At 68.0% G+C, this 26594-nt stretch carries 22 protein-coding genes; 16 read left to right on the top strand and 6 right to left on the bottom strand.

Features of this window, described 5'->3' with window-relative positions; genetic code table 11:
- Positions 1-33: 33 nt before the first annotated feature.
- Positions 34-1428: an amino acid permease gene (locus tag ACQCSU_RS14390; protein WP_426975965.1), complete on the bottom strand. Its 1395-nt coding sequence runs from the start codon at positions 1426-1428 to the stop codon at positions 34-36.
- 512 nt (positions 1429-1940) lie between these two features.
- Complete coding sequence (locus tag ACQCSU_RS14385; RefSeq protein WP_426975964.1) at positions 1941-2885, bottom strand: Lrp/AsnC family transcriptional regulator; 945 nt, start codon at positions 2883-2885, stop codon at positions 1941-1943.
- 247 nt (positions 2886-3132) lie between these two features.
- Here ACQCSU_RS14385 and ACQCSU_RS14380 point away from each other — a divergent pair, with 247 nt between their 5' ends.
- The 13 genes from ACQCSU_RS14380 to ACQCSU_RS14320 all read left to right on the top strand — a co-directional run bounded on the left by ACQCSU_RS14380 (position 3133) and on the right by ACQCSU_RS14320 (position 20640).
- Positions 3133-3987, top strand: coding sequence for a transporter substrate-binding domain-containing protein (locus tag ACQCSU_RS14380; RefSeq protein ID WP_426975963.1), 855 nt, complete (start codon positions 3133-3135; stop codon positions 3985-3987).
- A gap of 30 nt (positions 3988-4017) precedes the next feature.
- Entirely contained in the window at positions 4018-4746 is a 729-nt protein-coding gene (locus tag ACQCSU_RS14375; RefSeq protein ID WP_426975962.1) for an amino acid ABC transporter permease, read from the top strand.
- The gene (locus tag ACQCSU_RS14370) at positions 4743-5519 is read left to right on the top strand and encodes an amino acid ABC transporter ATP-binding protein (protein WP_426975961.1); all 777 of its coding nucleotides are present in this window, start codon (positions 4743-4745) and stop codon (positions 5517-5519) included. The genes ACQCSU_RS14375 and ACQCSU_RS14370 overlap by 4 nt, the downstream gene beginning before the upstream one ends.
- A gap of 137 nt (positions 5520-5656) precedes the next feature.
- A complete protein-coding gene (locus tag ACQCSU_RS14365) occupies positions 5657-7255 on the top strand; it encodes a 5-guanidino-2-oxopentanoate decarboxylase (RefSeq protein ID WP_426975960.1) in 1599 nt (532 codons plus the stop codon).
- A 33-nt stretch (positions 7256-7288) separates the two neighbouring features.
- Entirely contained in the window at positions 7289-8959 is a 1671-nt protein-coding gene (locus tag ACQCSU_RS14360; RefSeq protein WP_426975959.1) for an amidohydrolase, read from the top strand.
- 46 nt (positions 8960-9005) lie between these two features.
- The gene (locus ACQCSU_RS14355; RefSeq protein WP_426975958.1) at positions 9006-9824 is read left to right on the top strand and encodes a pyruvate, water dikinase regulatory protein; all 819 of its coding nucleotides are present in this window, start codon (positions 9006-9008) and stop codon (positions 9822-9824) included.
- Positions 9825-9975: 151 nt separating this feature from the next.
- Entirely contained in the window at positions 9976-12381 is a 2406-nt protein-coding gene (ppsA, locus tag ACQCSU_RS14350; protein ID WP_426975957.1) for a phosphoenolpyruvate synthase, read from the top strand.
- A 257-nt stretch (positions 12382-12638) separates the two neighbouring features.
- On the top strand, positions 12639-13190 hold the full coding sequence (locus ACQCSU_RS14345) for an SRPBCC family protein (protein ID WP_426975956.1): 552 nt from the start codon (positions 12639-12641) through the stop codon (positions 13188-13190).
- Positions 13191-13313: 123 nt separating this feature from the next.
- A complete protein-coding gene (locus ACQCSU_RS14340; RefSeq protein ID WP_426975955.1) occupies positions 13314-13556 on the top strand; it encodes a hypothetical protein in 243 nt (80 codons plus the stop codon).
- Positions 13543-13689 carry a hypothetical protein gene (locus tag ACQCSU_RS14335; RefSeq protein WP_426975954.1) on the top strand — a complete coding sequence of 49 codons (147 nt, stop codon included), beginning with the start codon at positions 13543-13545 and terminating at the stop codon, positions 13687-13689. Before ACQCSU_RS14340 ends, ACQCSU_RS14335 begins: the two co-directional genes overlap by 14 nt.
- 120 nt (positions 13690-13809) lie before the next feature.
- Positions 13810-14451: a DUF4232 domain-containing protein gene (locus tag ACQCSU_RS14330; RefSeq protein WP_426975953.1), complete on the top strand. Its 642-nt coding sequence runs from the start codon at positions 13810-13812 to the stop codon at positions 14449-14451.
- 98 nt (positions 14452-14549) lie between these two features.
- Positions 14550-19712 (top strand): Lhr family ATP-dependent helicase, encoded by a 5163-nt coding sequence (locus tag ACQCSU_RS14325; protein ID WP_426975952.1) that lies wholly within the window; start codon positions 14550-14552, stop codon positions 19710-19712.
- Complete coding sequence (locus ACQCSU_RS14320; RefSeq protein WP_426975951.1) at positions 19705-20640, top strand: Fpg/Nei family DNA glycosylase; 936 nt, start codon at positions 19705-19707, stop codon at positions 20638-20640. The genes ACQCSU_RS14325 and ACQCSU_RS14320 overlap by 8 nt, the downstream gene beginning before the upstream one ends.
- Positions 20641-20738: 98 nt before the next feature.
- On the opposite strand, the gene ACQCSU_RS14315 is transcribed toward ACQCSU_RS14320, so the two are convergent.
- Entirely contained in the window at positions 20739-21368 is a 630-nt protein-coding gene (locus tag ACQCSU_RS14315) for a YczE/YyaS/YitT family protein (protein ID WP_426975950.1), read from the bottom strand.
- 61 nt (positions 21369-21429) lie between these two features.
- Between ACQCSU_RS14315 and ACQCSU_RS14310 the strand changes: the two genes are divergently transcribed.
- Positions 21430-22917 carry a PLP-dependent aminotransferase family protein gene (locus tag ACQCSU_RS14310; RefSeq protein WP_426975949.1) on the top strand — a complete coding sequence of 496 codons (1488 nt, stop codon included), beginning with the start codon at positions 21430-21432 and terminating at the stop codon, positions 22915-22917.
- Positions 22918-23019: 102 nt separating this feature from the next.
- On the opposite strand, the gene ACQCSU_RS14305 is transcribed toward ACQCSU_RS14310, so the two are convergent.
- Complete coding sequence (locus tag ACQCSU_RS14305) at positions 23020-23718, bottom strand: SRPBCC domain-containing protein (protein ID WP_426975948.1); 699 nt, start codon at positions 23716-23718, stop codon at positions 23020-23022.
- A complete protein-coding gene (locus tag ACQCSU_RS14300; protein WP_426975947.1) occupies positions 23711-24376 on the bottom strand; it encodes a helix-turn-helix domain-containing protein in 666 nt (221 codons plus the stop codon). The genes ACQCSU_RS14305 and ACQCSU_RS14300 overlap by 8 nt, the downstream gene beginning before the upstream one ends.
- A 173-nt stretch (positions 24377-24549) precedes the next feature.
- Here ACQCSU_RS14300 and ACQCSU_RS14295 point away from each other — a divergent pair, with 173 nt between their 5' ends.
- The gene (locus tag ACQCSU_RS14295; RefSeq protein ID WP_426979799.1) at positions 24550-25512 is read left to right on the top strand and encodes an RluA family pseudouridine synthase; all 963 of its coding nucleotides are present in this window, start codon (positions 24550-24552) and stop codon (positions 25510-25512) included.
- Between the two features lie 90 nt (positions 25513-25602).
- Positions 25603-26229 (top strand): DedA family protein, encoded by a 627-nt coding sequence (locus tag ACQCSU_RS14290; RefSeq protein WP_426975946.1) that lies wholly within the window; start codon positions 25603-25605, stop codon positions 26227-26229.
- A 13-nt stretch (positions 26230-26242) separates the two neighbouring features.
- On the opposite strand, the gene ACQCSU_RS14285 is transcribed toward ACQCSU_RS14290, so the two are convergent.
- The gene (locus tag ACQCSU_RS14285) at positions 26243-26548 is read right to left on the bottom strand and encodes a hypothetical protein (protein WP_426975945.1); all 306 of its coding nucleotides are present in this window, start codon (positions 26546-26548) and stop codon (positions 26243-26245) included.
- Between the last annotated feature and the right edge of the window lie 46 nt (positions 26549-26594).

The following is a 26594-nucleotide window of genomic DNA, read 5'->3' as shown; positions in this document are numbered from 1 at the left end:
TCCGTGGGCCGGATGGTTGATCCGGCCTGAAGATCATGTGCGGGCTGCTGCTGGCTCGTTGTCCAGGTCTGTCGGCAGTTCTGCTGGCAGTTCGGCGGCGTCGTTGCCTGCCTCTTCTCCCGGCTTCCTGCCGTGCCGCCGGCGCAGCTCGTAGCCGAGCAGGATGACAACGAGCGTCACGCCGCTCATCAGGAACTGGGATTGGGTGCTGGGAAGAATGGCCATGGCTGCGATCACGGCCAGCATCAGCGCGATGGTTGCGTAGCTCAGCCACGGGAAGAGCCACATCTTGAGCTTCAATGCCCCGGGGTCTTCGCGGTCAAGCCTCTTGCGCAGGACCACCTGTGAAATGGCGATCACCAGGTAGACGAAGAGCGCCACCGCTCCATAGGAGTTCACCAGGAAGGCGAACACCACGTCACCCCACACGTAGACGCAAACCACGGAGATGTACCCCACAGTGGTGCCCAGCAGGATGGCACGGCGAGGAACGCCACCCTTGGAAAGCTTGGTGAAAAACTTGGGTGCGTCACCATTGCGGGTGAGGGCAAAGAGCATGCGCGAGGTGGTGTACAGCGCAGAGTTCAGGCAGGAGAGCACTGCTGTCAGGACGATGAAGTTCATGATGGTGGACACCGCCGGAATACCCATCACGTCCAGCACCGCCGCGTAGGGGCTAACACCAACGCTTTCGGCGTCCCACCTCTGAATGCACACCACAACGGAGATCGAACCGACGTAAAAGGTCACCACCCGGGCGACAATCGAGCGCATGGCGCGCTTGACGGCCCTCTCGGGATCCTCCGATTCAGCAGCCGCTATGGTGATGATTTCCGCGCCGGTATAGAAAGCCACGCACGGTACGACGGCGGCCAGCACCGCCCCCCAGCCCAGTGGCGTGAACCCTCCATGGTCGAACAGGTTCCCCAGACCTGGGGTGGATTCGGGCCAAAGCCCCGTGATCCACAGGATGCCCAATCCCAGGAACACTACGATGGCCACCACCTTGATTGAGGAGAACCAGTACTCGAACTCGCCGAAGGAGCGGGCCGAAACCATGTTCGTGGCACTCAACACCACCATGAGGCCCAGGCTGAGCATCCATAGCGGGACCATGGGGAACCACAGTTGGATGATCTTCCCGCCCGCAATCGCCTCGACGGCCACCACAATCACGAAGAAGTACCAGTACATCCAGCCTGTGGTAAAGCCCGCCCGCTGGCCCAGCGCCTGCCGCGCATAGACGTAAAAGGCGCCCAACACGGGGCGCGCAACGGCCATTTCGGCCAGCATCCGCATCAGGAGCAAGGTGATGAGGCCGGCGATCGAGAAAGAAATAATCGCGGCCGGACCGGTGCTGCTGATCACCACGCCACTGCCGACGAACAATCCGGCGCCGATGACACCCCCAATGGCGATCAGATTCATATGTCGGTTTTTGAGGCCCTTACTAAGACCTGCATTCTCGGCCTGCCGAGGTTCGGCAATGTTCACGTTTCCTCCAAAATTTCTGACGGAACCCGTAGAAGTGCACTTTTGCGCCTGCGCCAAGAGGCGAGACTAGGGTCCACCGGAGGTATCGGTCCGCACAGTCTAACTTTGAGTGATCCCGATCACTCCTCCTGGTGTAGCCCCAAACCTACGGATGTGGCGTGGGGGTGCACAGGGCCAGATCAAGCCGAAAAAAGGGAGCCAGCGTCGACTGGAGACAGAAGCGCCTACTGCACCTGCCAGTGCCACCGATGAGACCCGCAAGCTGGCTCCGTCGCCGGCAGCGGCGCAGCCGACCAGGACGCCACGCGGCGACAGCCAAGAAGCGACCCCAAAGATAAGACGTGCCGCCCCCGCATCATTGGGGGATCTGCAGGGGCGGCACTCCCCCACAAGCTACCTTGCAAGAGAGTCGCCTTGTGCGGTTCCAGGGAAGTCTTAACGCCTTCCTAACGCCGGCTGGCGCCGTTCGACGGGGAGGGGAAGGCGAAGGGCCTGGCTGCGTCCGGGACGGGCCATTCGTACTTCTCCTTGAAGACCTCAAGGTGCATCCAGGACTCGATCTTGACCACGTCGTCAACCTGCCTGAGCCGGTCGATGAGATGGCGGAGGGTCGCCGCGGAGTCAGCGGCCAGTGTGGCGACCAGATCGAAGCGGCCTATTGTGCGGGCCAGGAACTCGATGCCCGGCAGCGTGGCCATGACATCAAGCACGGAGGCCCCGTCCCCCCGCAGGTTCACGCCGAGCCCCGTCGCGACGTTGCGGGTCCTGCCCCGCCGGTTGTGGGCGGCCCCAATACGGATCACGTGGTTCTCCAGCAGGTAGTTGACGCGGTTCCGCACCGCACTGGGAGAAAGCCCCAGGAGTGGGGCCAGATCCTTGTAGCTCATGCGGCCGTCCTGCTCGAGCTGGCGCATCAGTTGGAGATCGACGTCGTCGACCTTCACGTTCTCCGGCAGCGCATGCCGCGGCATGAAGATGCCCCTGACCACGTCCACATAGACCAGGGTGTTCACGGTCAAGACCCCCGGCAGGGAGCGGATCCGCCCGATCGTGGCATAGAGGTCCACCTGGTTGGGGAGCCGGATTTCGACCACGAGGTTGTGGATGCCGCCCACCCCCAACACCAGCACAACGGCCGGCCAGGAGGAAAGCGCCTCAACGACAGGGTCCGAGGGTCCGTCTGTCTGGATCGACACGTGCGAGATGGAGTGAAGGCCCAGGAAGTCGGGGTGGGTTGCGGAGACGACGCGAAGTGATCCATCCGCCATGAGCGCATCGACCCGGGCCGTGATCGCGGCCCGCGATACTCCGATCTTTTGCGCCATGGCGGAGTAACTGGCACGCCCGTCGTCCTGCAGCAGGGAGAAGATCTGTTCGTCGATGTCGACCATGGCGTACCCTTCGGAACCGCGAGCGGAACTAACTTGAAGAATCTTATCTCGATCGAACTGACAAAAAACGAGGAGCAAACGGTAGATTCAGGCTTAAGAGTCACGTTATTGTCGGGCGTCCCAACAAAAGAATCACCAAGTCGGCAATGTATCAATTCGATTGCTTGCCACGGCTAGAGCTTGGGACTACGGTCATCTCATCCCCAGTCAGTGTGATCTGCACCACGAACTCGAAAGTGAGATGGCCTTGAAGAAAACTGCCAGCCTCCTCGGCACAGCGATCCTCGCGCTGTCCCTCTCCGCCTGTGGAGGCGGATCCAGTCCCGCCAGCACCGCCTCCACGGCGGCCGCGGTAGAAGCCGCGCCGAGCGGGCTCATCACCGCCGGCCAGCTGAAGATCTGCATCGACCCCGAATACGCCCCGCTGGAGTACTTCAGCAACGGAACCAGCGGAGACATCATCGGCTTCGACGCCGACGGCGCCCGCGCCCTCGCGTCCTACTGGGGCCTCACCCCGACGTTCCAGCAGGCCGCCTTCGACGGTCTGATGCCTGCGCTGCAGGCCAAACGCTGCGACGTCATGTGGTCCGGCCTCTACACGAGCGAGCCCCGCCTGCAGGTTGCCGACGGCGCCAAGTACCTCAACACGGGCCCGGGCATCATCGTCGCCGCCAAGAACAAGGACAGCGTCAAGGTTGCAGACGACCTCTGCGGCAAGACCGTCGCGGCCCAGAACGGCGGGGCCAACGCCGCCACCGTCCGGGCGCTGGGCGAGAAGTGCGTGCAGGGCGGCAAGGGCAACATCAACGTCGCCGAATACCCCAAGGTCACCGAGACGGTCCTGGCCGTCACCAATGGCAAGGCCGACGCCTTGGTGGAAACCGACGTCGCGATTGCGGACATCGTGGCCAAGAGCAATGGCGCGCTGGTCCCCGTGGAGGGGATCTTCCCGACCGACACGACGTTCGGTGTATTCACGATCAAGGGCGGCCCGCTCAGCGAGCCGGTGGCCAAGGCCGTCAAGGCGCTCATCAGCAAGGGGACGCTTGCCGAGCTCGCCAAGAAGTACGGCCTCAACCCCGACAAACTGGTCAAGGGCTAGGCCGAATGCCAACGTTGAAGGTGGGACGCCATGCAATTTGATCCGGCCATCTTCTGGGAGCAACTCTTCTCCCTGGAGTACGTGCAGGGCGCCGGCATCGCCCTGGGCCTGGCCGCGCTCTCCCAGATCGTGGCCATCCTGATCGGCTTCGCCCTCGCGGTGGGCCGCATCAGCAGGAACAAGACGGCCCGGGGCATCTCCGGCTCCTATGTCTGGTTCTTCCGGGCAATTCCCACCCTGCTGGTGCTGCTGATCGTCTGGAATGCTGGCCCGCAGCTCATTCCGGCCCTGACGGAAAGCTGGTACACACCCTTCCTGGCGGCCCTCATCGCACTGTCCGTTGTGGAGGGCGCGTACATGGCTGAAATCCTGCGCTCGGCGCTGCTGAGCGTCGATGAGGGACAGCCCCTGGCCGCCCGGGCACTGGGCATGACGCCGGCCCAGGTCATGCTCAAGGTCATCATTCCCCAGGCCACCCGCATCGCGATCCCGCCGACGGGCAACGAGTTCATCGGTCTGGTCAAGTACACCTCCCTGGCCAGTGTCATCTCGCTGCGGGAACTGCTCACTACTGCGCAAGTGGGCGTCTCGGTGACGTTCCGCTACGCCGAGTACTACGCGGCCGCCATCATCTACTACCTCGTCATCGTGTCGATCCTGATGATCCTGCAGAGCTACTTCGAGCGGAAATTCCGCTGGACCACCAAGGCGGCCAAGGTCATCCGGACTCGCCCGGAGAAGGAAGAAGTCATACTGTGAGTGAAGCCTCAGGTCAGCCGATCCTGCGGGTCAAGAACCTGCAGAAAAGCTACGGCCACAATCCCGTCCTCAGGGGTGTCGATTTCGAGATCCAGCGCGGCCAGGTCAAGGCGGTCCTCGGCCCCTCCGGTTCCGGCAAGTCCACCATGCTCCGCCTGATGGCACTGCTCGAGACCGCAGACGACGGCGAGATCTACCTGGAGTCCCAGCGCATCGGGGTGGTGGAACGCAGGGGACATTTCGTGCCGCTCTCCGAACGCGCCATGGCGCACCAACGCGTCGACATCGGCATGGTGTTCCAGAAGTTCAACCTGTTCCCGCACCTGAACGCGCTGCACAATGTCATGGTCGGCATGACCACCGTCCGCAAGACGCACAAGAAGGAAGCCGAAACGGTCGCGCACGAGATGCTGGCCCGAGTGGGCCTGGCCGATCGGGCGCACGCCTTCCCCTCGGAGCTCTCCGGCGGACAGCAGCAGCGCGTGGCGATCGCCCGGGCCCTGGTCATGAACCCGAAGGTCCTGCTCTTCGACGAGCCGACCTCGGCCCTGGACCCCGAACTCGTGGGCGAGGTCCTGGAGGTCATGGAGACCCTGGCCCGCGAGGGCATGACGATGGTCGTGGTGACGCACGAGGTCAAGTTCGCCCAGCGCGTGGCCTCCGAGGTGGTCATGTTCGACGGCGGCTACATCATCGAGCAGTCCGCCCCGGAACAGTTCTTCGGCAACCCGCAACACGAGCGGACCAAAAAGTTCCTCAGCCACGTCCACTAGCCCTCCCGGACCGCGTCCCGCCGGCACCCAGAGGTGCGAACGGTTCACGCCGCCATGCCCCACAGGGCTCCCAGGCAGCTTCAGCGCACCCAAACACGCCCCGGAACCACCACTGAACTGAACGCGGAGAAAGCGACATGAAATTCGGCCAGGCAGCAGTCAAACTCCTCGAGCACTACGACGTCGACACCGTCTTCGGGATCCCCGGGGTCCATACGATCGAGCTGTACCGCGGACTGGGCGAGACCGGAATCCGCTCCATCCCGGCCCGGCACGAGCAGGGATCCGGTTTCATGGCGGACGGCTACGCCCGCGTCAGCGGCAAGCCCGGCGTCTGCCTGCTCATCTCCGGCCCCGGCGTGCTTAACGCGCTGACCCCCATGGCCCAGGCCTGGCACGATTCCGTGCCCATGCTGGTCCTCGCCTCCACGACCGAGACGGCGCTGCTGGGCCGGAACCGCGGCCCGCTGCATGACATCCCGGACCAGGCCGGGCTCGTGGGCAAGCTGACGTCCCCCTCCGTGACCGTGACGGATCCGGAGCAGTACGCCCAGGTACTGGCCGAAATCTGGCATGGCTTCCGGACCGGGCGGCCGCGCCCGGCGCACATCGCGATCCCCATCGACATCCTGGCCAAGGAGGTGGGGACGATCGAGCCGGTGTCCCCGCCCGCTCCGGCGCAGGTCTGGACCACGGCGCAGCTTCGCGAGGCCGCCGAGCTGCTGCGCACGGCCTCGCGGCCCGTCATCCTCGCCGGCGGTGGCGCCCTGCTCGCCTCGAAGCAACTGATCCGGCTGGCCGAACGCTTCGACGCCCCTGTCATCGCCACCACCAACGCCAAAGGCATCATCCCCGCGGACCACCCGCTCTCCGCTTCCAACCAGCTGCCCTTCTCCGGGACGCAAGCTGAACTGCACGCGGCCGACGTCGTCGTCGCCATCGGCACCGAATTCTCCGAGACGGAGACCATCTACACGGGCAGCCCCGTCCGCATCGGGGGCCGCATCATCCGCATCGACGTGGACCCCGCCCAGCTCAACGTCCCCTTCGCCGCCGCGGTGGGACTGGCCGGCCGCGCCGAGACCGTGCTGGCCGCGCTGCTCGACGCGACGGCGGAACTGCCGCCCGCCGCCCACGACGGCGCCGCGCGGGCCGCCGCCATGCGCTCGGCGATCGAATGGGTCGACGCCTCCCGGGTGCACATGCCCTGGCTGGACGCCCTGGCCGAGGCGACGCCGCCGGACACCATCACCGTGCTGGACTCGACCCAGCTGGCCTACACGGCCCAGCAGTACCTTCCGCATTCCACCCCCGGCACCTGGATCGCCAGCTACGGGCTGGGCACCCTGGGTGCGGCCATCCCGATGGCCGTCGGCGCCCGGATCGCGGCACCTGACAAGCACGTGCTCGCCATCGCCGGCGACGGCGGCTCCCTCTTCACGCTGACCGAACTGGCCAGCGCCGTGGACCGCGGGTCCCAGCTCACCGTGGTCCTGTGGGACAACGCCGGCTACGGCGAAATCCGGGACTCCTTCGACCGCGCCAACGTGACCCGGATCGACACGGAGGTCACCGCCGTCGACCACGTCAAGATCGCCGAGGGTTTCGGCGCCCGCTCCTCGCGGGTCGAGGACCCCGAGGCCTTCGGCCGGGCCCTGAAGGAAAGTTACGGGCACGACGGCGTCAGCGTCATCGTCGCAACCGCCCCCGACATGCCGGCCGGCATCCGCCGCTAGCCTCAGCCACCCCTGCAAAGCGAGGTCAACAACATGCGCAAGCTTCACCACCTGGAAGCATCCCCGCTGGATGCCGTCAGCACCATTTTCACGGGCGCCACGGTCCACACGCTGGACCCGCAACTGGGCCGCGCCGAGGCGTTCCTGGTCCACGGCTCGCATGTGGCCGCGGTCGGCACCGAGGCCGAGTGCCGCGCAGAGGCCCGCCGACGGTGCCCGACCGAACCCGCAGTAGTGGGCCTGGCGGACAAGGTGGTGGTTCCGGGCTTCATCGACCCGCACGCCCACCCGCTCATGTACGGGCAGATGATGAGCTGGGTGGACTGCGGCCCCGCGAAGGCGGCCAGCATCCCCGAGATCGTGGCTCTGCTTCGCGAGGCCGCTGAGCGTCCCGGCACCACCCCCGTGCGCGGCTACGGCTACGAGCACAGGAACCTGGCGGAGGGCCGGCATCCGCGCAAGGAGGAACTGGACCAGGTCGCCACGGACCGCGAGGTCTATCTCATGAACGCCAGCGGGCACGGCGGCGTCGTGAACAACTACACGCTCGCCCTGCATGGCGTGGACCGGGACACCCCCAACCCCGAAGGCGGCGAGTTCTTCCGGGACGCCGACGGCGAGCTCACGGGTGAGCTCTCGGACGCGGCATGCAACATTTTGACGGGCGTCGACGGCGTCAAGGTGGGCCACCACGGCCCGAACTTCCACCTCGAGGACGAGCCCGAGGAGCACCTGCGCCAGCTGCGCGCGGCCCAGGAGAAGTTCCTGCGGGGCGGCGTCACGAGCATCGGCGACTGCCAAGTGACCCGGCGCGAGCTGGACATGTACCTTCGCCTGTCCGCCCGGAACGAGCTCAAGACCCGGGTCAGCATGTACCTGCTGTCCCACCTGCTCGAGCAGGCCATCGAGATCGGCATCCACGGCGCCTTCGGCAACTCCCACCTGGCCGTGGGCGGCATCAAATTCTACGCCGACGGAACGCTCGGCGGCTGGACGGCGTACTTCCCCGACGGCTATGTGGGCGACCCGTGCCGCACGGGCCAGCTCTACCATGAGCCGGGCGAGTACACCGAACTCATCACCCGGGCGCATTCCGTGGGCCTCCAGACCGCCACGCACGCGCAGTCCCCCACCGCGATCGGCATGGTTCTGGATGCGATCGAAGCCGCGCAGGCGGCCTTCCCCGCGTCGGACGCCCGGCACCGGATCGAGCACTGCGGCCTGCCCAGCCCGGAGCAGATTGTGCGGATGAAGGAGCTGGGTGTCTACCCCGTCAACCAGCCGCAGCATTACTTCAACTGGGGCGAAGGCGTAACCGAGGCGATCGGCACCCCCGGCGAAAGGTTCAACCCGCTTGGCGAGTTTGTGGCGGCCGGCGTGCCGGTCACGCTCAGCTCCGACGCGCCCGTGGCCGAGCCCAAACCCCTCGAGGCCATCCAGGCGGCGGTGACCCGGGTGACCCGGCAGGGCCACCGGCTGGGAGCGGACGATCTGCGGATCACGGCGGAACAGGCCTTGGCCGCCCACACGATCAACGGCGCCCGGGCCCTGGGCCGCGAGGACGAGCTGGGCAGCATCTCCCCCGGCAAGCGCGCGGACTTTGTCGTGCTCAGCGCCGACCCACTGGCCGTGGCGGCGGGGGACATCTCCAGGATCGCCGTCCTGGAGACCTGGGTCGACGGCGCCCGAGCCTACGCCATGTAGTCCCCGGGATTCCCCCACCCGGCCCGCCCTGGTGGAGAATGCGTTCATGACCAATGACGATCTTCGGCCTGTCTACTTCCTTTCGGACAGTACCGGCATCACCGCGGAGACCCTCGGCAACACCTTGCTGACGCAGTTCCCCGCGAACAATTTTGACCGCATTACGATCCCCTTCATCACCACTGTTGAACAGGCGAAGTCCGTCGTCCGCACCATCGACGAACTGGCCGCCAGCGGCCTGCAGCCGATCGTCTTTTCCACCGCTGTCGGCAGCGACATCCGCCAGACCCTGGCGGCGTGCAAGGGCATCATCGTGGACCTGATCGGGACGCATGTCGGTCAACTGGAGCGCGCCTTCGGCACCACGGCCAGCGGGGAACCGGGCCGGGCCCATGGCTTGGGCAACGCCGAGCGCTACCAATCCCGGATGGCCGCCGTCGAATACGCCATGGAACACGACGACGGCCAGAGCCTGCGCGCGCTGGAAAAGGCACAGGTCATCCTGGTGGCCCCATCCCGCTGTGGCAAGACACCCACCACCATGTACCTGGCGCTGCAGCACGGGATCTTCGCCGCGAACTTCCCGCTGGTGGATGAGGATTTTGAGCGGGAGGGGCTCCCCAGACCGCTGCGGCCTTTCGTTGAGAAGTGTTTCGGCCTCTCTTCCAACCCCCTGCGGCTGAGCCAGATCCGCACGGAGCGCCGCCGCGGCTCACCGTATGCGTCGCTGCGCCAGTGCGGCTTTGAGCTGCGCAGCGCCGAGCAGTTGTACGTCTCCCACGGGATTCCATACCTGAATTCAGCCACTGTGTCGGTGGAGGAAATGGCAGCCACCATCCTGCAGCGCATGAAGCTAAAGCATTAGGGAAAATTTTCACAATCATTGTGTGTCGGAGCTCATGTGGAAAGACGGCTCCAGACCTGTCACTGTGGAGAGGAAATTGCGCCCATCAACCGGTAAACCCGCACGAGGGGCGGCGCACATGCATGCCACCATCTGCAAAGGAGCAGCAACCATGACGACAGACATCCTGTGGTTCTCAGAACTCGGACTCAAGGATCTGGATCGAGTAGGCGGTAAGAACGCCTCGCTCGGCGAGATGGTGCAGAATCTGACCTCTGCCGGTGTCCAGGTGCCTGACGGCTTCGCCACGACAGCGGACGCCTACCGCAGCTTCCTGGCCGACTCCGGCCTGGACCAGAAGATCGCCGACCGGCTGGTGGGCCTGGATACCGATGACGTGACGGCACTGGCCTCGGCGGGCCAGGAGATCCGGTCCCTGATGCGTCAGACGCCCTTTCTGCCGGACTTCGAAGATCAGATCCGGAACTCCTACCGGACGCTGGTGGACAAGCACGGCGGCTCCGAGGACCTCTCCTGGGCCGTCCGCTCCAGCGCGACGGCGGAAGATCTCCCCGATGCCTCCTTCGCCGGGCAGCAGGAAACCTTCCTGAACGTCCGCGGCATCGAGAACATCCTGCTGGCCATCAAGGATGTGTTCGCGTCGCTCTACAACGACCGGGCCATCGCCTACCGCGTGCACCACAAGTTCGAACACGCCGAGGTGGCACTTTCAGCGGGCATCCAGCGCATGGTGCGCTCCGATGTCGGGGCTTCCGGCGTGATGTTCACCATGGACACCGAATCCGGATTCAACGACGCCGTCTTCGTCACCTCCTCCTACGGCCTCGGCGAGGCCGTCGTCCAGGGTGCCGTCAACCCGGATGAGTTCTACGTCTACAAGCCCGCGCTGCAGGCGGGCCGCCCGGCCATCCTCAAGCGCGGGCTGGGCGAGAAGGCGCTCCAGATGACCTACACAAGCAACCGCGAGGTCGGCCACACCATTGACTTTGTACCGGTCGAGGCTTCGTTGCGGAACCGCTTCAGCCTCACGGACGACGACGTCGAGCAGCTGGCCCGCCACGCCGTCGCCATCGAGAACCACTACGGCCGCCCCATGGACATCGAATGGGGCAAGGACGGGATCGACGGCGGCCTGTACATCCTGCAGGCACGACCGGAAACCGTGCAGTCCCGCCGGGCGACCGGCAGCCTGAGCCGCTTCCGCCTCAACGGGACCGGCCGGGCGCTGGTCGAGGGCCGCGCCATCGGCCAGCGCATCGGCGCCGGCAGCGTCCGCATCCTCACCGCGATCGACCAGATGGCCGCTTTCAAGACCGGCGACGTCCTCGTCGCCGACATGACCGACCCGGACTGGGAACCGATCATGAAGCGCGCCTCCGCCATCGTGACCAACCGCGGCGGACGCACCTGCCACGCGGCCATCATCGCCCGGGAACTGGGGATTCCGGCCGTCGTCGGCACTGGGGACGCCACAGATGCCCTCTCCGACGGACTCGAGGTGACCGTCTCCTGCGCCGACGGTGAGACCGGCGTCATCTACGAAGGACTCCTGGACTTCAGCGTCGAGGAAACCGAGATCACCCAGCTGCCCGAGGCCCCGGTCAAGGTCATGATGAACGTCGGCACCCCGGAGCAGGCGTTCACCTTCGCCCAGCTGCCCAACCACGGGGTGGGCCTGGCCCGGCTCGAGTTCATCATCAACCGCCAGATCGGCATCCACCCCAAGGCGCTGCTGAACCTGGACGATCAGCCGGCGGAGGTGGCCGCGGAAATCCGGGAACGGATTGCCGCCTACGACGGCCCGCGTGATTACTACATCAAGCGCCTGGCCGAAGGTGTGTCGACCATCGCCGCGGCGTTCGCCCCGGAGCCGGTGATTGTGCGCATGTCCGACTTCAAGTCCAACGAGTACGCCAACTTGATTGGTGGACCCGCCTACGAGCCGCATGAAGAGAACCCGATGATCGGCTTCCGCGGCGCCTCACGGTACCTGGAACCGTCGTTCCGGGACTGCTTCGACCTCGAGTGCGAGGCACTGTCCTTCGTCCGCAACGAGATGGGCCTGACCAACGTCAAGCTGATGATCCCCTTCGTGCGGACCCTGGACGAGGCCAGCGGCGTCATTGAACTGCTGGCGGAAAACGGACTGCGCCGCGGCGAAAACGGCCTTGAGGTCATCATGATGTGCGAACTGCCGTCCAACGCGCTGCTGGCCGGCGAGTTCCTGGACCACTTCGACGGGTTCTCCATCGGCTCGAACGACATGACCCAGCTGACCCTGGGCCTGGACCGGGATTCCGCGATCGTCGCCGGCAGCTTCGACGAGCGCGATCCGGCCGTCAAGAAGCTCCTCAGCATGGCCATCAAGGCCTGCAAGGAGCGCGGCAAATATGTGGGCATCTGCGGCCAGGGACCCAGCGACCACGCGGACTTCGCCCAGTGGCTGGTCGAGGAAGGCATCGATTCCGTCTCCCTGAACCCGGACACCGTGGTGGACACCTGGCTCCGGCTCGCCGGCGCGGCAGCCGGCGCGGCAACCGGCGGCGCAGCGGACTGACGGCACGCCGCTAAGGCCGCGGAACAAGGCGCAGGCCTGTCCCGCGCCCCGGCAACACCCCGGTCTTCGGACCGGGGTGTTCCTTTTGCCTGGCAGCTCTGAGACATTCATGGCTCGCCAAAGCCACCCACGTCAGCCTGAACTAGTACTACGGACCAGATCGCCGCCGGACCCGAGGCAATCCAGGCGCAGGCAACCCAGGCGGCAGGCAATCCAGACGCAGTCAATCCGCACGGAAGAACAGGCAGGAGTCCCCGATGGGCAGCGCCGACTACGAATTCCAGACCGTGTGGCGGGTGGCCGGCACTGCGGAGGAGGTCGCGGACGTCCTCGGCGATGCCACCACCCTTCCCCGCTGGTGGCCTTCCGTGTATCTGGGCGTCCAGGCTGCACCCGGCGCGGGGAACAGCACCGCACCGGGCATCCCGAGGCCCGTGGCTCTCCACACCAAGGGGTGGCTGCCGTACACGCTTCGCTGGACGTTGACCGTCACCGAACCGGTCACCGCCCGCGGATTCGCACTCACCACCCGCGGAGACCTGAACGGAACAGGCCGCTGGACCTTCGAGCAGGACGGCCCCGAAACCGTCATCACCTACGACTGGCGCGTCAGCGCGGCCAAGCCCCTGCTGCGGCGCCTGAGCTGGCTGCTGAAACCGGCGTTCGCAGCCAACCACCGCTGGGCGATGGCCCGCGGACAGGAGAGCCTCGCCCTGGAATTGCGGCGCCGTCGGCACGCCGCTCAGCCGTGGGCCGTCCCGCCGCCTCCGCCCCCCACGTTCCGGCGGGCGGCCCGCCGCGATCCTTAGCGGCTGGACGCCTGCACAACAACAGACCCTCTCCGCCGTGAGTTGGTCCATTGAACCGCCGGCATCTCACCGGGTTAGCTAAGTCACAACAGCGTTCTCCACCACTGACCTCCAGGAAGCATCGTGACTTTGCAGCAGAACCGGGCCACCCGCAGCCCAGACCGTTGGGACGACGTCCAGATCGGTGACCGCGTCCAGCTCCGGCGGGAAGGCCACCTCGAGCTCATCGGCCGGGTGGACAACCGGACCGCCGACGGCGCCGTCGTGTGGGTGATGCCGGATGGTGGCACCCGGCAGCTGTTCCACGCAGCCGATGGCTACCAGTTGACCGTCGCTGCGGAGGGAACGCACCATGAGGACAACTAGCACCACCGGACAGCCTGGCGCCGGGGCCCTGGACATTGCCCGCGGTCTGCCGGCCCGTGCGGCGGCGTGGCCCGCTGTCACCGACTCGTGCCCCGAGGATTGCCACTACTGCTCAGGACCCGAGACGGACTAGCAGCAGCTGCACGGCTGGTTTGACCTCGGTTGATGCCCGGAAATCACAATCGGGGCATCAATCCGGCTCCGCCGCCGTGGCGTCGTTGACTAAGCCAGCATGGAACGTAAAGGTGGTGCCATGACGGCTCAGCGAACCAAGAACGGACTGGCACTCACGACGGCGGTTGCCGCAGCAGCGCTCCTGCTCAGCGGCTGCGGGGCCAGCAAGCCGCCAGCGCAGGCTGCCAGCGAAACAGTGGCCCCCACGGCCAGCTCGTCGGACACGGCCGGCAGCGCCGCCGCTGCCGGCACTGACACGGCCCAGCCGACGTCGGCATCCCCCGCGCCCACTCGGTCCGGCGCCGCACTGTGCAAGGCCGCCAGCCTGACGGCCACCACCGATTCCACCGGCGGCGGCGCGGCCGGCAGCGTCTACATGCAGCTGATCCTGACGAACTCCGGAGCCGAACCCTGCCTGCTGACGGGCTTCGCCGGTGTCTCCCTGGCCGCTGACGCCAACGGCGAGCCCATTGGTGCTGCCGCGACGCGTGACGATTCCACCACCGTCATCGAAGTACTGCTCGCGCCGGGCCAGGCGGGAACCGCGACGCTGCGCTATACCCAGGCCGGCAACTACCCGGACTGCACCCGCACCCCGGCGGCCGGCTTCCGGATCTACCCGCCGGAGGACACGGCGTCCCTGTTCCTCGCCCAGCCCATGGACGCCTGCAGTAACCCAGGCATCAATCTGCTGACTATTGGGGCTTTCCAGGCAAAGTAGTATCCGGGCAACCCGGCGGCCGTCCCGCTGCGATGCCCGGAATCCAGCCCGGAACGTTACCGCCAAATACTGTCGGTGCCGTAGGGCATGATGGAGGAATGAAGGGGCAGGAGCTCGCTGGCGGCACACTCGCGGCCGACGCCATGGACCAGTTCAGCCAGCCGACCCGGGACTGGTTCCTGGGCGCTTTTTCCGCGCCCACCCCGGCCCAGAACGGTGCCTGGGGCGCCATCTCCTCCGGCTCGCACGCCCTCGTGGTGGCACCCACGGGCTCCGGCAAGACGCTTGCGGCCTTCCTCTGGGCACTGGACCGGCTGCTCGTCTCCGCCCCCGCCGAGCCCCAACTGTTGCCCGGTCTTGGCGCCGTGAAGGGCACCCGGGCGAAGGCACCGAAGCGGACTACCCGTGTGCTGTACATTTCGCCGCTCAAGGCGCTGGGCGTCGACGTCGAACGGAACCTGCGCGCCCCGCTGATCGGCATCACCCAGACCGCGAAACGGCTGGGACTCCCCGCACCGCTGATCAGCGTGGGAGTCCGTTCCGGGGACACACCGGCGTCGGAGCGCCGCACGCTGCTCAGCCACCCGCCGGACATCCTCATCACCACGCCCGAATCGCTGTTCCTCATGCTCACCTCCAAGGCGCGGGAGACGCTCAGCGAGGTGGACACCATCATCGTGGACGAGGTCCACGCCGTCGCGGGCACCAAACGCGGGGCGCATCTGGCGGTATCACTGGAACGCCTCGACGCCTTGTTGTCCAAACCCGCCCAGCGGATCGGGCTCTCGGCCACCGTGGAGCCCAAGGAGCTCGTCGCACAGTTCCTGGCCGGCGCTGCGCCGGTGCAAATCGTGGCCCCGCCGTCGAAGAAGAACTGGGACCTGACCGTCTCCGTCCCGGTGGAGGACATGTCCGATCTGCAGGGGGCGGCGGGGGCATTCGACTCCGGTCCGGCATCCGGGCTCCAGCCGCAGGCGTCGATCTGGCCGCATGTGGAGGAGAAGATCGTGGACCTGGTGCTGGCCAACCAGTCCACCATCGTGTTCGCCAACTCCCGCCGGCTCGCCGAACGGCTCACCGCCCGGCTCAACGAGATCTACGCCGAACGGCAGCTGATGGCCGCCGGCGGCTGGGCCGGGATTGGCGCGGGGGCGGCGGACGTGGAGGCGGCGGACGCCGGGGTTCGGTCCGGCGGACCGTCCGGTAGCGCTGCTGCGCCGCCAACTTCCACTGCGACGCCAGCGCCCACTTCGACTGCGACGCCGGCGCACATGATGGCCCAGGCCGGCAGCACCGCCGGCGCCGATCCGGTGCTGGCCCGCGCCCACCACGGCTCCGTTTCCAAGGACCAGCGCGCCCTGATCGAGGATGATTTGAAGTCCGGGCGGCTGCGCTGCGTCGTGGCCACGTCCTCTCTGGAACTCGGCATCGACATGGGCGCAGTGGACCTCGTGGTCCAGGTGGAGTCCCCGCCCTCGGTGGCCAGCGGGCTGCAGCGGGTGGGCCGGGCCGGCCACCAGGTCGGCGAAATCTCCCAGGGCGTGCTGTTCCCGAAGCACCGTGCGGACCTCGTCCACACCGCCATCACGGTGGAGCGGATGCTCGGCGGCAAGATCGAACGGCTCAGTGTCCCGGCCAACCCGCTGGACATCCTGGCCCAGCAGACCGTCGCCGCGACAGCACTGGGCGCCATTGACGTGGAGGAATGGTTCTCCGCGGTCCGGCGCTCCGCACCCTTCGCCTCGCTCCCCCGCTCCGCCTTCGAGGCCACCCTGGACCTCCTGGCCGGACGCTATCCCTCCGACGAATTCGCGGAGCTGCGGCCCCGGATCATCTGGGACCGCAACGCCGGCACCATCGAGGGCCGGCCCGGCGCCCAGCGGCTGGCCGTCACCTCCGGCGGCACCATCCCGGACCGTGGGCTGTTCGGGGTCTACATCATCGGCACCGAAGTGGAAGGTTCGGGTTCCTCCGGCGGTGCCAGCGCGGACGGCAGGGCCGCGAGCCCGGCCGCGGCCGCTGCCAAGGGCGGGCGCCGGGTCGGTGAACTCGACGAGGAGATGGTCTACGAGTCCCGGGTCGGCGACGTCTTCGCCCTGGGCGCCACCAGCTGGAAGATCGAGGACATCACCCACGACCGGGTCCTGGTGTCCCCCGCGTTCGGCCAGCCCGGAAAACTCCCGTTCTGGAAGGGCGACTCCCTCGGCCGGCCGGTGGACCTGGGCCGCGCGCTCGGCGCGTTCGTGCGCGAACTGTCCGCGTCCGACGTCGGACCGGCCATGGAACGCTGCAAGGCCAGCGGTCTGGACGACTTCGCGGCGAACAACCTGATCCAGTACCTTGCCGAACAGAAACTGGCCACCGAAGTGGTGCCCAGCGACACGACCCTCGTGGTGGAGCGTTTCCTTGACGAGCTCGGCGACTGGCGCGTGGTGCTGCACAGTCCCTTCGGCATGCCGGTCCACGCCCCGTGGGCGCTGGCCGTCGGGCAGCGCCTGCACCAGCGCTACGGGGTGGACGGCTCCGCCATGGCCGCCGACGACGGCATCGTGCTGCGCGTGCCGATGATGGAAGACGAGCCGCCCGGAGCTGAACTGTTTCTCTTCGACTCCGAGGAACTCGAGCAGATCGTGACGGCGGAAGTTGGCGGCAGCGCCCTCTTTGCCTCCCGATTCCGCGAGTGCGCCGCCCGCGCGCTGCTGCTGCCCCGGCAGACACCGGGCAAACGGCAGCCGCTGTGGCAGCAGCGGCAGCGCTCGGCCCAGCTCCTGGATGTCGCCCGGAAGTACCCCACCTTCCCGATCGTGCTCGAAACGGTCCGCGAGTGCCTGCAGGACGTCTACGATCTCCCCGCACTGAAGGACATCGCGGCCTCGGTTGAGCGCCGGGAACTGCGGATCGTGCAGACCACCACCCAGCAGCCTTCGCCGTTCGCCAAGTCCCTGCTGTTCGGCTACGTGGCACAGTTCCTCTACGAGGGGGATTCTCCGCTCGCCGAGCGCCGGGCCGCCGCGCTTGCGCTCGATTCCACCTTGCTCAACGAGCTCCTGGGCCGGGTGGAGCTGCGCGAACTGCTAGACGCCAAGGTCATCGACGCCACCGAACGCGAGCTGCAGCGCCTCGCACCGGACCGGAAGGTGCGCGGCGTGGAAGGGGTCGCGGACCTGCTCCGCCTGCTGGGCCCGCTCACCCCGGAGGAAGTCGCAGCGCGGCTGGAACCGCCGGCGGAGTCCGTCGAACCTGCGCCCGTCGCCCGGCCTGCGGATGCGGCTGAAACTTTCCCGGTGGTTGAGCCTGCCGGGGTGGTTGAGCCTGCCGAGGTGGTTGAGCCTGCCGGGACCCGGGAGGATGCCCCGGAACTGCCGGTCGCCGACGCCGCCGCGCACTTGACCGCGCTCCAGCGCGCCAACCGCGCCATCAAGGTCAACATTGGCGGCGGCGAACGCTTCGCCGCGGTGGAGGACGCCGCCCGGCTGCGCGATGCCCTCGGCGTCCCCCTGCCGATGGGCGTCCCGTTGGCCTTCATCGAACCCGTCGCGGATCCGCTGGGCGACCTCGTCTCCCGCTACGCCCGCACCCACGGGCCGTTCACCTCCGCCGAGGCGGCCGCCCGGCTGGGACTCGGCGTCGCCGTCGTCGGCACCGCGCTGAAACGGCTCGCCGCAGACGGCCGCGTGGTGGAGGGCGAGTTCCGCCCCCACGCCACAGCGCCGGAACCGCCCACAGCGACGGAAACGGATGGCGTGGAGTCGGCCCGCGGCGGCGGTGCTGCCGAGGCCCAACAAACCATTCCCCCCATCGCCTCCTCGTTGGCCGGCGTCAGCGAGTGGTGCGACGCCGAGGTCCTGCGCAAGCTCCGCCGCCGGTCCCTCGCCGCGCTCCGGGCCGAGGTTGAGCCGGTGGACGCCGCCGCCTACGGGCGGTTCCTGCCCGCCTGGCAGAACGTCCGCGCGCCCGGCCGGCGCGGCCAGTCTGCACTGCGCGGGCTGGACGGCATCGTCACTGCGGTCGACCAGCTTTCCGGCGTGCCCATTCCGGCCTCGGCCTGGGAACCGCTGGTTCTGGCGAGCAGGGTGGCCGACTACCAGCCGGCCATGCTGGACGAGCTCATGGCCGCCGGGGAAGTCCTCTGGTCCGGTGCGGGCTCGCTCCCGGGCAATGACGGCTGGGTGAGCCTGCACCTTGCCGATTCAGCCGAACTGACCCTGAATCCGGCCGTGGAGTTCGAGCCGGGCGACGCGCAGCTGCGGTTGCTCGACCATCTACGGAACAACGGCGGCGGGTATTTCTTCCGGCAACTGGCCGAGATAGCCGGCGGCATGGACTCGGTGCCGAGCGACCAGGACGTGGTCTCCGCCCTCTGGGACCTTGCCTGGGCAGGCCGGATCACCGGCGACACCTTTGCCCCCGTCCGCGCCCTGATCGCCGGCGGTCACACCGCCCATCGGCAGGTGTCCCGGGCGCCGCGGGCCCGCGCACCCCGGCTGAGCCGGCTGGGACGTTCCCACGGCACCGGGCTGCTGGGGTCACCCGGGCTGACCGGCGGCCGCTATGGTTCCGTCACCGGCTCCGCACCCACTCCCCCGCTGGCCGCGGGCCGCTGGTCCGCCCTGCCGGCCCCCGAACTGGATCCCACCATCCATGCCCGGGCCACCGCGGAACTGCTGCTGGACCGGTACGGGGTGGTCACCCGCGGCTCGGTCATGGCGGAGAACATCCTGGGCGGCTTCGGACTGATGTACAAGGTGCTCGCCAGGTTGGAGGAAGCCGGCCGGTGCCGTCGGGGCTACTTCATCGAGCATCTTGGCGCGGCGCAGTTCGCCGTACCGGCCACTGTGGACCGGCTGCGTTCCTACGCCGAGGACACCCAGCTGCAAAAACCCGAACCCAGTGCCCTGGCCCTCGCGGCAACGGACCCGGCCAATCCCTACGGCGCAGCCCTGCCCTGGCCCGCCCTCAATGTCGAGGCAGGCACGGGCCACCGGCCGGGGCGGAAGGCGGGAGCCCTCGTGGTGCTGGTCGACGGCGCCCTGGTGCTCTACGTGGAACGCGGGGGCAAGACCCTGCTGGTATTCAGCGACGACACCGAGATCCTGGCCGCGGCAGGCGCCGCCCTCGTGAGCGTGGTGACCCGCGGCGCGGTCGACAAGCTCATCATGGAAAAAGTGAACGGCCACGGCATCCTCGACACCCCCGTGGCCGCCGCCCTCGCCCAGGCCGGCGCCTATTCCACCCCGAAGGGACTGAGAATCCGTGCCTGAAGGCGACTCGGTCTTCCGCACTGCCGCGCAGCTCCACGCCGCCCTGGCAGGTCAGCAGCTGATCTCCTCCGACTTCAGGGTGCCCCGCTTCGCCACGCTCAGGCTTGGCGGCTGGACCGTGACCGAGGTGGTGCCCCGCGGCAAGCACCTGCTGATGCGGCTGCAGCGTCCGGCGGATCCGGGTCCGGGTCCGGGTCCGGCGGATCAGTCGGAAGAATCCGGGCCGAAACACGGCAGCCGGGCGGGACTAGCCAGCCGGGCGGAACCGGACCGGCTGACCATCCACTCCCACCTCAAAATGGAGGGGAACTGGCAGGTCTACCCGCCGGGAGGACGCTGGAAGAAACCGGGATTCACCGCCCGCTGCGTGCTGCGCACCGCCGCGGCAGACGCCGTCGGCTTCTCCCTCGGCATCCTCGAAGTGATCCGCACGTCCGAGGAGGAGTCGATCGTCGGGCACCTGGGCCCGGACCTTCTGGGCCCCGACTGGGACCTGGCCGAGGCCGAACGGCGGATCCGCGCCGCCCCCGACGTCCCGATCGGCGTCGCCCTGCTGGACCAGCGGAACCTCGCCGGGATCGGGAACATCTACCGTTGCGAGACCTGCTTCCTCGCCGGCATCAATCCCGCGTCGCCCGTCTCCGCGGTAGCTGATCTGCCTGCCCTGATGACCGGTGCCAAGGTCCTCCTGGAGGCGAATCTGGGCCCCGGCCGCCGGACCACCGTGCTGAACCCCCGCGGTGTTGCCGTGGGCCGGTCTTCGGGGTTGCCTGGCCATTGGGTCTACCGTCGCGAGCACCAGCCGTGCCTGAAATGCGGGACGTCGGTGCGCCGCGGGGTGCTTGGCAAAGCGGCGGGCACCGAAGAGCGGGACATCTACTACTGCCCGAATTGCCAGCCGGTGCCGGAAGAGGGCCGAAGGTCATGACGCGTAATCGTCCCGCTGACCCTCAAATTTCCTGACGACACTCAAATTCCCTCGAGCGTCGGCAGGGAAAATGCACGCCGCCTGCCCTCGCCGCGGCCTCAGGGTGCGGTGACTGCCGTGCCGGCCGCAACCGGGACCTCGGGTACTTCCCGTTCGGGCACCGTGAACCGCGGCAGCAGGAGCTGCACGAGCGGTCCGATCGCCAGGGCATAGAGCACGGTCCCGACGCCGACGGAGCCGCCCAGCAGCCACCCTGCGCCCAGCACCACGACCTCGATGCCGGTCCGCGAGGCCCGCACCGACCAGCCGGTCCGCCGGGCGAGTCCCGTCATGAGACCATCACGGGCACCGGGTCCGAGGCGGGCGCCGATGTAGCAGGCCGAGGCGATGCCGTTGAGCAGGACGGCGCCCGCGAGCATCCCGATCTGCCCGCCGAGGTGCGAGAACGCGGGAATCAGCGCAAGGCCGATGTCGGCGAACACCCCCACCAGCACGGCGTTGCACAGCGTGCCCACGCCCGGCCACTGCCGGAGCGGAATCCAGAGGAGCAACACGAGGAAGCTGACGATCACCACCACGGTGCCGATGCTCAGCCCGGTCTTGAGCGCGATGCCCTGGTGGAAGACGTCCCAGGGGTCCAGTCCAAGTCCGGCCCGGATGAACATTGCGAGCGATACGCCATACATGGCGAGGCCAATAAGGAGCTGGAGGAGCCTTCGGGTCATCATGTCATTCATCCTCCCCGAGAACTGGCCTTGCATTCCATAGCCAGTTTGAAATACTGGCTCTATGTCCGGCTCCCTGAATCCCACCACGCTGGCCCGCCTCCTGGGCGAGTGGAACCCTGGGGCGTCCCCCGCCTACCGCGAACTGGCCGACGTCGTCCGTCTGCTGGTGCTGGACGGCCGCGTCCCGCTCGACGTCGCCCTGCCCAGCGAGCGGTCACTTGCCGCCACGCTCGGCATCAGCCGCACCACGGTGACCGCCTCGTACGCCCTGCTGCGCGACCAGGGCTTCCTGAGCAGCGGCCAGGGCAGCCGGGGCCGGACCTGCATCCCGCACCGCGGCCCGCGCGGAACCGCGCCGGATGGCCGATCCGAACTCAGCGGGGCGCCCGGACTGGCCATTCCGGACGGACTGCTGGACCTTGCCTACGCCTCCCTGCCGGCCAGCGGCGAGGTGGTGCACCGAGCCTTCGCGGCCGCCCTGACGGAATTGCCGGCGTTGTTGCCGGGGTTCGGTTACGACGCACTCGGGATCGGCCCGCTCCGCGAAGCCATCGCCGCCCGGTACACCGCCGCCGGCGTGCCCACCACCGCGCACCAGATCCTCGTGACCTCGGGCGCCCAGCACGCGCTGAACATCATCCTGCGAACCCTCGCCGGCCGTTCCGCCAAGGTGCTCGTGGAACATCCCAGCTACCCGAACGCCCTCGACGCCATCCGCTCGGCCGGCTGCCGCCCGGTTCCGGTGGCCATGCCCCCGGCACGCCAGGCTGGCGGGGCCGGCTGGGACATCGAGGCCATGGAGACCGCCCTGAGGCAGCAGCGGCCCGCGATGGCCTACGTGGTCCCCGACTTCCACAACCCCACCGGCCGGCTGATGCCGGACGCCCAACGCCGGCAACTGGTCCGGGCGGCTGCCGCCTCGGGCACCGTGCTGGTGGTGGACGAGACCATGCGGGAGCTCAACCTCGACGGCGCACCCTCCACGCCGCTGGCCGCGTTCAGCCCGGCCGTGGTCTCCATCGGTTCGCTCAGCAAGTCGCACTGGGCCGGACTGCGGACCGGGTGGATCCGGGCCGGCGAGCCCCTCATCCAGCGCTTCGCCGCCGCCCGAACCACCATGGACCTGGGCGGCCCCATCGTGGAGCAGCTCGCGGCAGCCCATCTGGTCAAGGACCTCACTGAACCGCTCCCCGAACGGCTCGCCTCGCTCCGCACCAACCGGGACACCCTGCTGGCGCTGATCGCCGGGAACCTGCCGACATGGCAAACGGAGCGGCCCGGCGGCGGGCTGTCCGTCTGGTGCCGGCTGCCGGCTCCGCTGAGTACGGCAATGACGGTGATCGCCCCGGACTTCGGCATCCGGCTCGGGGCCGGACCCAGGTTCGGCGTTGGCGGCGCCTTCGAGCACTACCTCCGCGTGCCGTTCACCCTGCCGCCCGCGCAGCTCGAGACCGCGGTCCAAGCGCTGCGCTCGGCCCAGGACCGGCTGGAGGCCTCGCCCCGGCTGCGGCGGGACCTGACCAACCCGCCCGCCGTCGCCATCGCCTGAGCGCGACGACGCCTGGCTGAGAGCCCTGGCGACGCCGGGATCCGGGTATCGCCAGGGCATCCGCGCAGCGCCCAGCGGCCCGCGCGTCGCTGGGCCGCCGGCTCAGTCCCGGCCGTAGACCTTGTCCAGGAAGCCGCCCCATACCTCGGCCGTGGCCTCGGAGTCCGGGCTGCCGCTGAAATCGTGCACCGTCATGCCCACCGGGGCCCCGAAGGCGTTCCGGCCGAAGAAGCGGTACAGGGTGTCCGCCGTCCGAAGGCCCAGGAAGTGCTCGTTGGCGAAGTCCACTTCGCCGGTGAGCCGCCCCACGCCGTCGAGCTCCAGCTCCACGGCGTCACCCGGCGCCACGCTGTCCACGCCCATGGCCTTCTTCAGCTGGACGAAACCGTCCGGGGACTGTGAAGCCGCCGGCGCCTGGACGTCGGTGAAGACCACGGGCTTGGCGTCGAAGTACTTCAGGTACTGGCCGAGGGTGTGCAGGTAGAACTCGGTGTGCTTGCTGGCGCCGTCGTACTGCTCGTCCCAGTTGCCCGCGAAAATGCCGCTGTGGACGTAATGCAGCCGGGCGCGGCCGCCGTCGAGCGGTTCCAGCACGTGCTCCAGCTGGTTGAACCAGCCGTTGGGGCCGTCCATCCGGGAGACGAGATGCCTGGGGTACTCGTCGACTGTCCTGACGGCCGGCCACTCATCCGTGGGGAACATCCAGGCCGGAGCGTCTTTGGTGACCGCGTTCCACACGCGCTCCGGGGTGCCCGGGAGATCGGTGTCGTAGACGATCTCGAAGTTCCGCTTTTCAGTCATTGTCCTGCTCCTTTGCCTGAGTGATCTTGGGTGATGCTTTGGATGCCGATGCCTTCAATGCCGGGTGAAGCGCGACGACGAGACGGTGCTTTCGCCCGCTGCCCGTCGGCGTGCCGGTGCCGTCGGGGGCGCCGGTGCCGTCGTCGTGGTACTTGTCCACGAGCCGGGTCACGGCCACGCCGAGCTCCTCGGCGAAGGCTGCCCGGTCCGCCGCGGTGCGGAAGCTGATCTCGCCGTCGATGGCGAAGGTGGCGAGTTTCTCCCTCGCCGCCGCAGCGCCGGCAATCAGCTGGCCCATCTCCTGGACCATGCGGCCGGCGAGCGCGAGCAGCCAGAAGGCGGAGAAACGGTCCGAGAACCGGTGCGGATCCGGCGCCACCGAGGCCAGGGCCGCCGGGGAAATCAGGTACGAAGCTGCCGTCGCCCGCAGGATGCGCTCCGTGACGTTGCCCTTGCGGCGTTCTTCCACAAGCTCCACGAGCCCGTGCCGCTCAAGCGCCTTGAGGTGGTAGTTCAACTTCTGCCGCGCCAGCCCCACTTTCGCGGCGAGCTGGGTGGCCGAGCCGGGCTCGGCAAGTTCCAGCAGGATCCGGGTGCGAATCGGGTCCAGCGAGGCCTCCGCCGCCGCCGGGTCCTCGATCACTTCGATGTCCAACATGCTTCCAGCGTGCCCGCCGACAGTTTTATTTGTCAAGAACTTTTTTACCGTCGGTGGCGAGTTCGCGGGAACGCTGCGGGTTCGCCGGAAACTCCCTTGCGGCGAACCGGACGCTTTCCGGCGAATCCGGCGCGGAGAGGGGGCCGGGGCAGGCAAAGTAGAATGGAGCGGTGATGCAATCCCCCCTTCCCGTGCGCGACGGCGTCAACGCGACCCGTCTCCGCCTCCCGGAGGAGGGGCCCTGGGGCACCGCGATGGACTACATGATGCACCGCTGGGGCCACATCGACCCCCAGGGCATCGAGGACCGGTTTGACGCCGGGGAGATCGTGGGTGAGGCGGGCATCGCACTGGACCGCGCCACCCCGCTGCGGAACCACACCTTCATCTGGTACTACCGCACCCTGCCGCCGGAGACCAGGATCCCGGTGGAACTGGACATCCTGCATCAGGACGAGCACCTCCTGGTGGTGGACAAGCCGCACTTCCTGCCCACCACACCCGGCGGCACCTACATCCAGGAGTCCGCCCTCGTCCGGCTCCGCAACCAGCTCGAGCTGCCGGATCTCATCCCCATGCACCGGCTGGACCGCATGACGGCCGGCATCCTGCTGCTCTCCACCAATCCGGAGACGCGGGGCAAATACCAGGTGCTCTTCGAAAAACGCCAGGTCCAGAAGGAATACGAGTGCGTGGCTGCGGCCGAGCCCGCCGCCGGCCACCCCGCCGTCGACTTCCCCGTGGTGGTCCGCAACCGGATGACCAAGTCGCGCAGCTACCTGCTCGCCGAGGTGATCGACGGCGAACCCAACGCGGAGACCCGCATCGAACGGCTCCGGACGTTTGACGCCGGACCCGCACATGCGGCTGACGACGGGACCGACGGCGGGAGCCGCCGCCGCGCGCTGTACCGGCTGGCGCCTCACTCGGGGAAGACCCACCAACTCCGCGTGCATATGGCATCCCTCGGACTGGGCATCGTGAACGACGCGTTCTATCCCGAGCTGCTGGACAAGGCCCCGGACGATTACGCGAAGCCGCTGCAGCTGCTGGCCCGCGGGATCCGCTTCGATGACCCCATCTCCGGCAGGGCAGTGGAATACCGCAGCGGGCTGCAGCTCAGCGAAGCCCGCTGAGCCCGCCGGCCACGGACCATCCCGCAACAGCGATGGCTCGCCGCCCCGTCAGGAGCGAACGTACGCCCGGAAGTGCGGTACCTTGTGCCCATGGACTTCGGCAACGCTGACAGCTGGGGGGACGCGATCTATTTTTGGATCATCCCGGTGGTCATGGGCGATGCGATTTTCCCGCCCGTCCCGTCCGAAATGGTCGTCATCACCGGCGGCGCGCTTTCCGCGGACGGGCGCGCCAACGCCTTCCTTGTGGTGCTCCTCGCCGCCATGGCATCCTGGCTCGGCGACATCCTCGTTTTCCAGCTCTTCAAGCGGCGGCTCAGCCATGTGCTCGACCGCTGGAAATGGGGCCGCTCGTTCCATCTGGCCGTGCACCGCGCCATTGCCCAGGCGGGCCGGTCCTCCACGTACGGGGCCATCATCGGCATCCGCTTCATCCCCGGCGGACGCTTGGCGACAACCGCCGCCGCCGGCATCGCCAACGTTTCCAGCCGCGGCTTCAGCCTATGCGCGGCCCTCGGCGGCCTGCTCTGGGCCATCTGGTCGGTCGGCCTCGGATACTTCACCGGCGCGGCCACCAAGCTGCCGTTCTGGGCAAGCTCCCTGATCGGCGTCGGCGTTGGACTGGTGATCGGCGCCGTCGTGGGCGTGATTGTCACGCGGCGCCGCGGCAACCGCTCCCCGGTGGTGGACGGACCCGAGGAGGAACTGGACTTTTGAGGCTGGCCGGCGTTTAGACGGGCGCCCAGCGGCCGCGGTTGCGGCGGAGGACCGTCAGGGCTCCGGTCACGGCAACCCGTTCGACGGCGTCGCGCATCATGGCTGCCGACGCGAGCGCCTGGCTGTTCTCGCCACTGTAGGACGTGGCCTCGACCAGGAACCGCAGATTCAGCTGCGGGACCCCGCCGGCCAGCTCCAGCTGGTTCGACTCCACGTGGTGCCGCGTTTCCAGCGCTTCCACGGCCGCGGCCATCACGGCCTCCGGCGGGTTGCCCGGCTTGAGCCCGGTGATCTTGAGTCTGCTCTGGAACGACGGCATGGAACAACCCTAGCGGGACCGCACAACGGACGCGGGCCGGGGAGTC

Origin of the sequence: Pseudarthrobacter sp. O4, from assembly GCF_050157025.1 — a bacterium.
Lineage (GTDB): Bacteria > Actinomycetota > Actinomycetes > Actinomycetales > Micrococcaceae > Arthrobacter.
This window is presented reverse-complemented; position numbering and strand designations above follow the sequence as displayed.

Coding starts and splice junctions, on each gene's coding strand:
- ACQCSU_RS14390 (WP_426975965.1), bottom strand. CDS start 1,428: ATGAATCTGATCGCCATTGGGGGTGTCATCGGCGCCGGATTGTTCGTC.
- ACQCSU_RS14385 (WP_426975964.1), bottom strand. CDS start 2,885: ATGGTCGACATCGACGAACAGATCTTCTCCCTGCTGCAGGACGACGGG.
- ACQCSU_RS14375 (WP_426975962.1), top strand. CDS start 4,018: ATGCAATTTGATCCGGCCATCTTCTGGGAGCAACTCTTCTCCCTGGAG.
- ACQCSU_RS14365 (WP_426975960.1), top strand. CDS start 5,657: ATGAAATTCGGCCAGGCAGCAGTCAAACTCCTCGAGCACTACGACGTC.
- ACQCSU_RS14360 (WP_426975959.1), top strand. CDS start 7,289: ATGCGCAAGCTTCACCACCTGGAAGCATCCCCGCTGGATGCCGTCAGC.
- ACQCSU_RS14355 (WP_426975958.1), top strand. CDS start 9,006: ATGACCAATGACGATCTTCGGCCTGTCTACTTCCTTTCGGACAGTACC.
- ppsA (WP_426975957.1), top strand. CDS start 9,976: ATGACGACAGACATCCTGTGGTTCTCAGAACTCGGACTCAAGGATCTG.
- ACQCSU_RS14345 (WP_426975956.1), top strand. CDS start 12,639: ATGGGCAGCGCCGACTACGAATTCCAGACCGTGTGGCGGGTGGCCGGC.
- ACQCSU_RS14335 (WP_426975954.1), top strand. CDS start 13,543: ATGAGGACAACTAGCACCACCGGACAGCCTGGCGCCGGGGCCCTGGAC.
- ACQCSU_RS14330 (WP_426975953.1), top strand. CDS start 13,810: ATGACGGCTCAGCGAACCAAGAACGGACTGGCACTCACGACGGCGGTT.
- ACQCSU_RS14325 (WP_426975952.1), top strand. CDS start 14,550: ATGAAGGGGCAGGAGCTCGCTGGCGGCACACTCGCGGCCGACGCCATG.
- ACQCSU_RS14315 (WP_426975950.1), bottom strand. CDS start 21,368: ATGATGACCCGAAGGCTCCTCCAGCTCCTTATTGGCCTCGCCATGTAT.
- ACQCSU_RS14310 (WP_426975949.1), top strand. CDS start 21,430: ATGTCCGGCTCCCTGAATCCCACCACGCTGGCCCGCCTCCTGGGCGAG.
- ACQCSU_RS14305 (WP_426975948.1), bottom strand. CDS start 23,718: ATGACTGAAAAGCGGAACTTCGAGATCGTCTACGACACCGATCTCCCG.
- ACQCSU_RS14300 (WP_426975947.1), bottom strand. CDS start 24,376: ATGTTGGACATCGAAGTGATCGAGGACCCGGCGGCGGCGGAGGCCTCG.
- ACQCSU_RS14295 (WP_426979799.1), top strand. CDS start 24,550: ATGCAATCCCCCCTTCCCGTGCGCGACGGCGTCAACGCGACCCGTCTC.
- ACQCSU_RS14290 (WP_426975946.1), top strand. CDS start 25,603: ATGGACTTCGGCAACGCTGACAGCTGGGGGGACGCGATCTATTTTTGG.
- ACQCSU_RS14285 (WP_426975945.1), bottom strand. CDS start 26,548: ATGCCGTCGTTCCAGAGCAGACTCAAGATCACCGGGCTCAAGCCGGGC.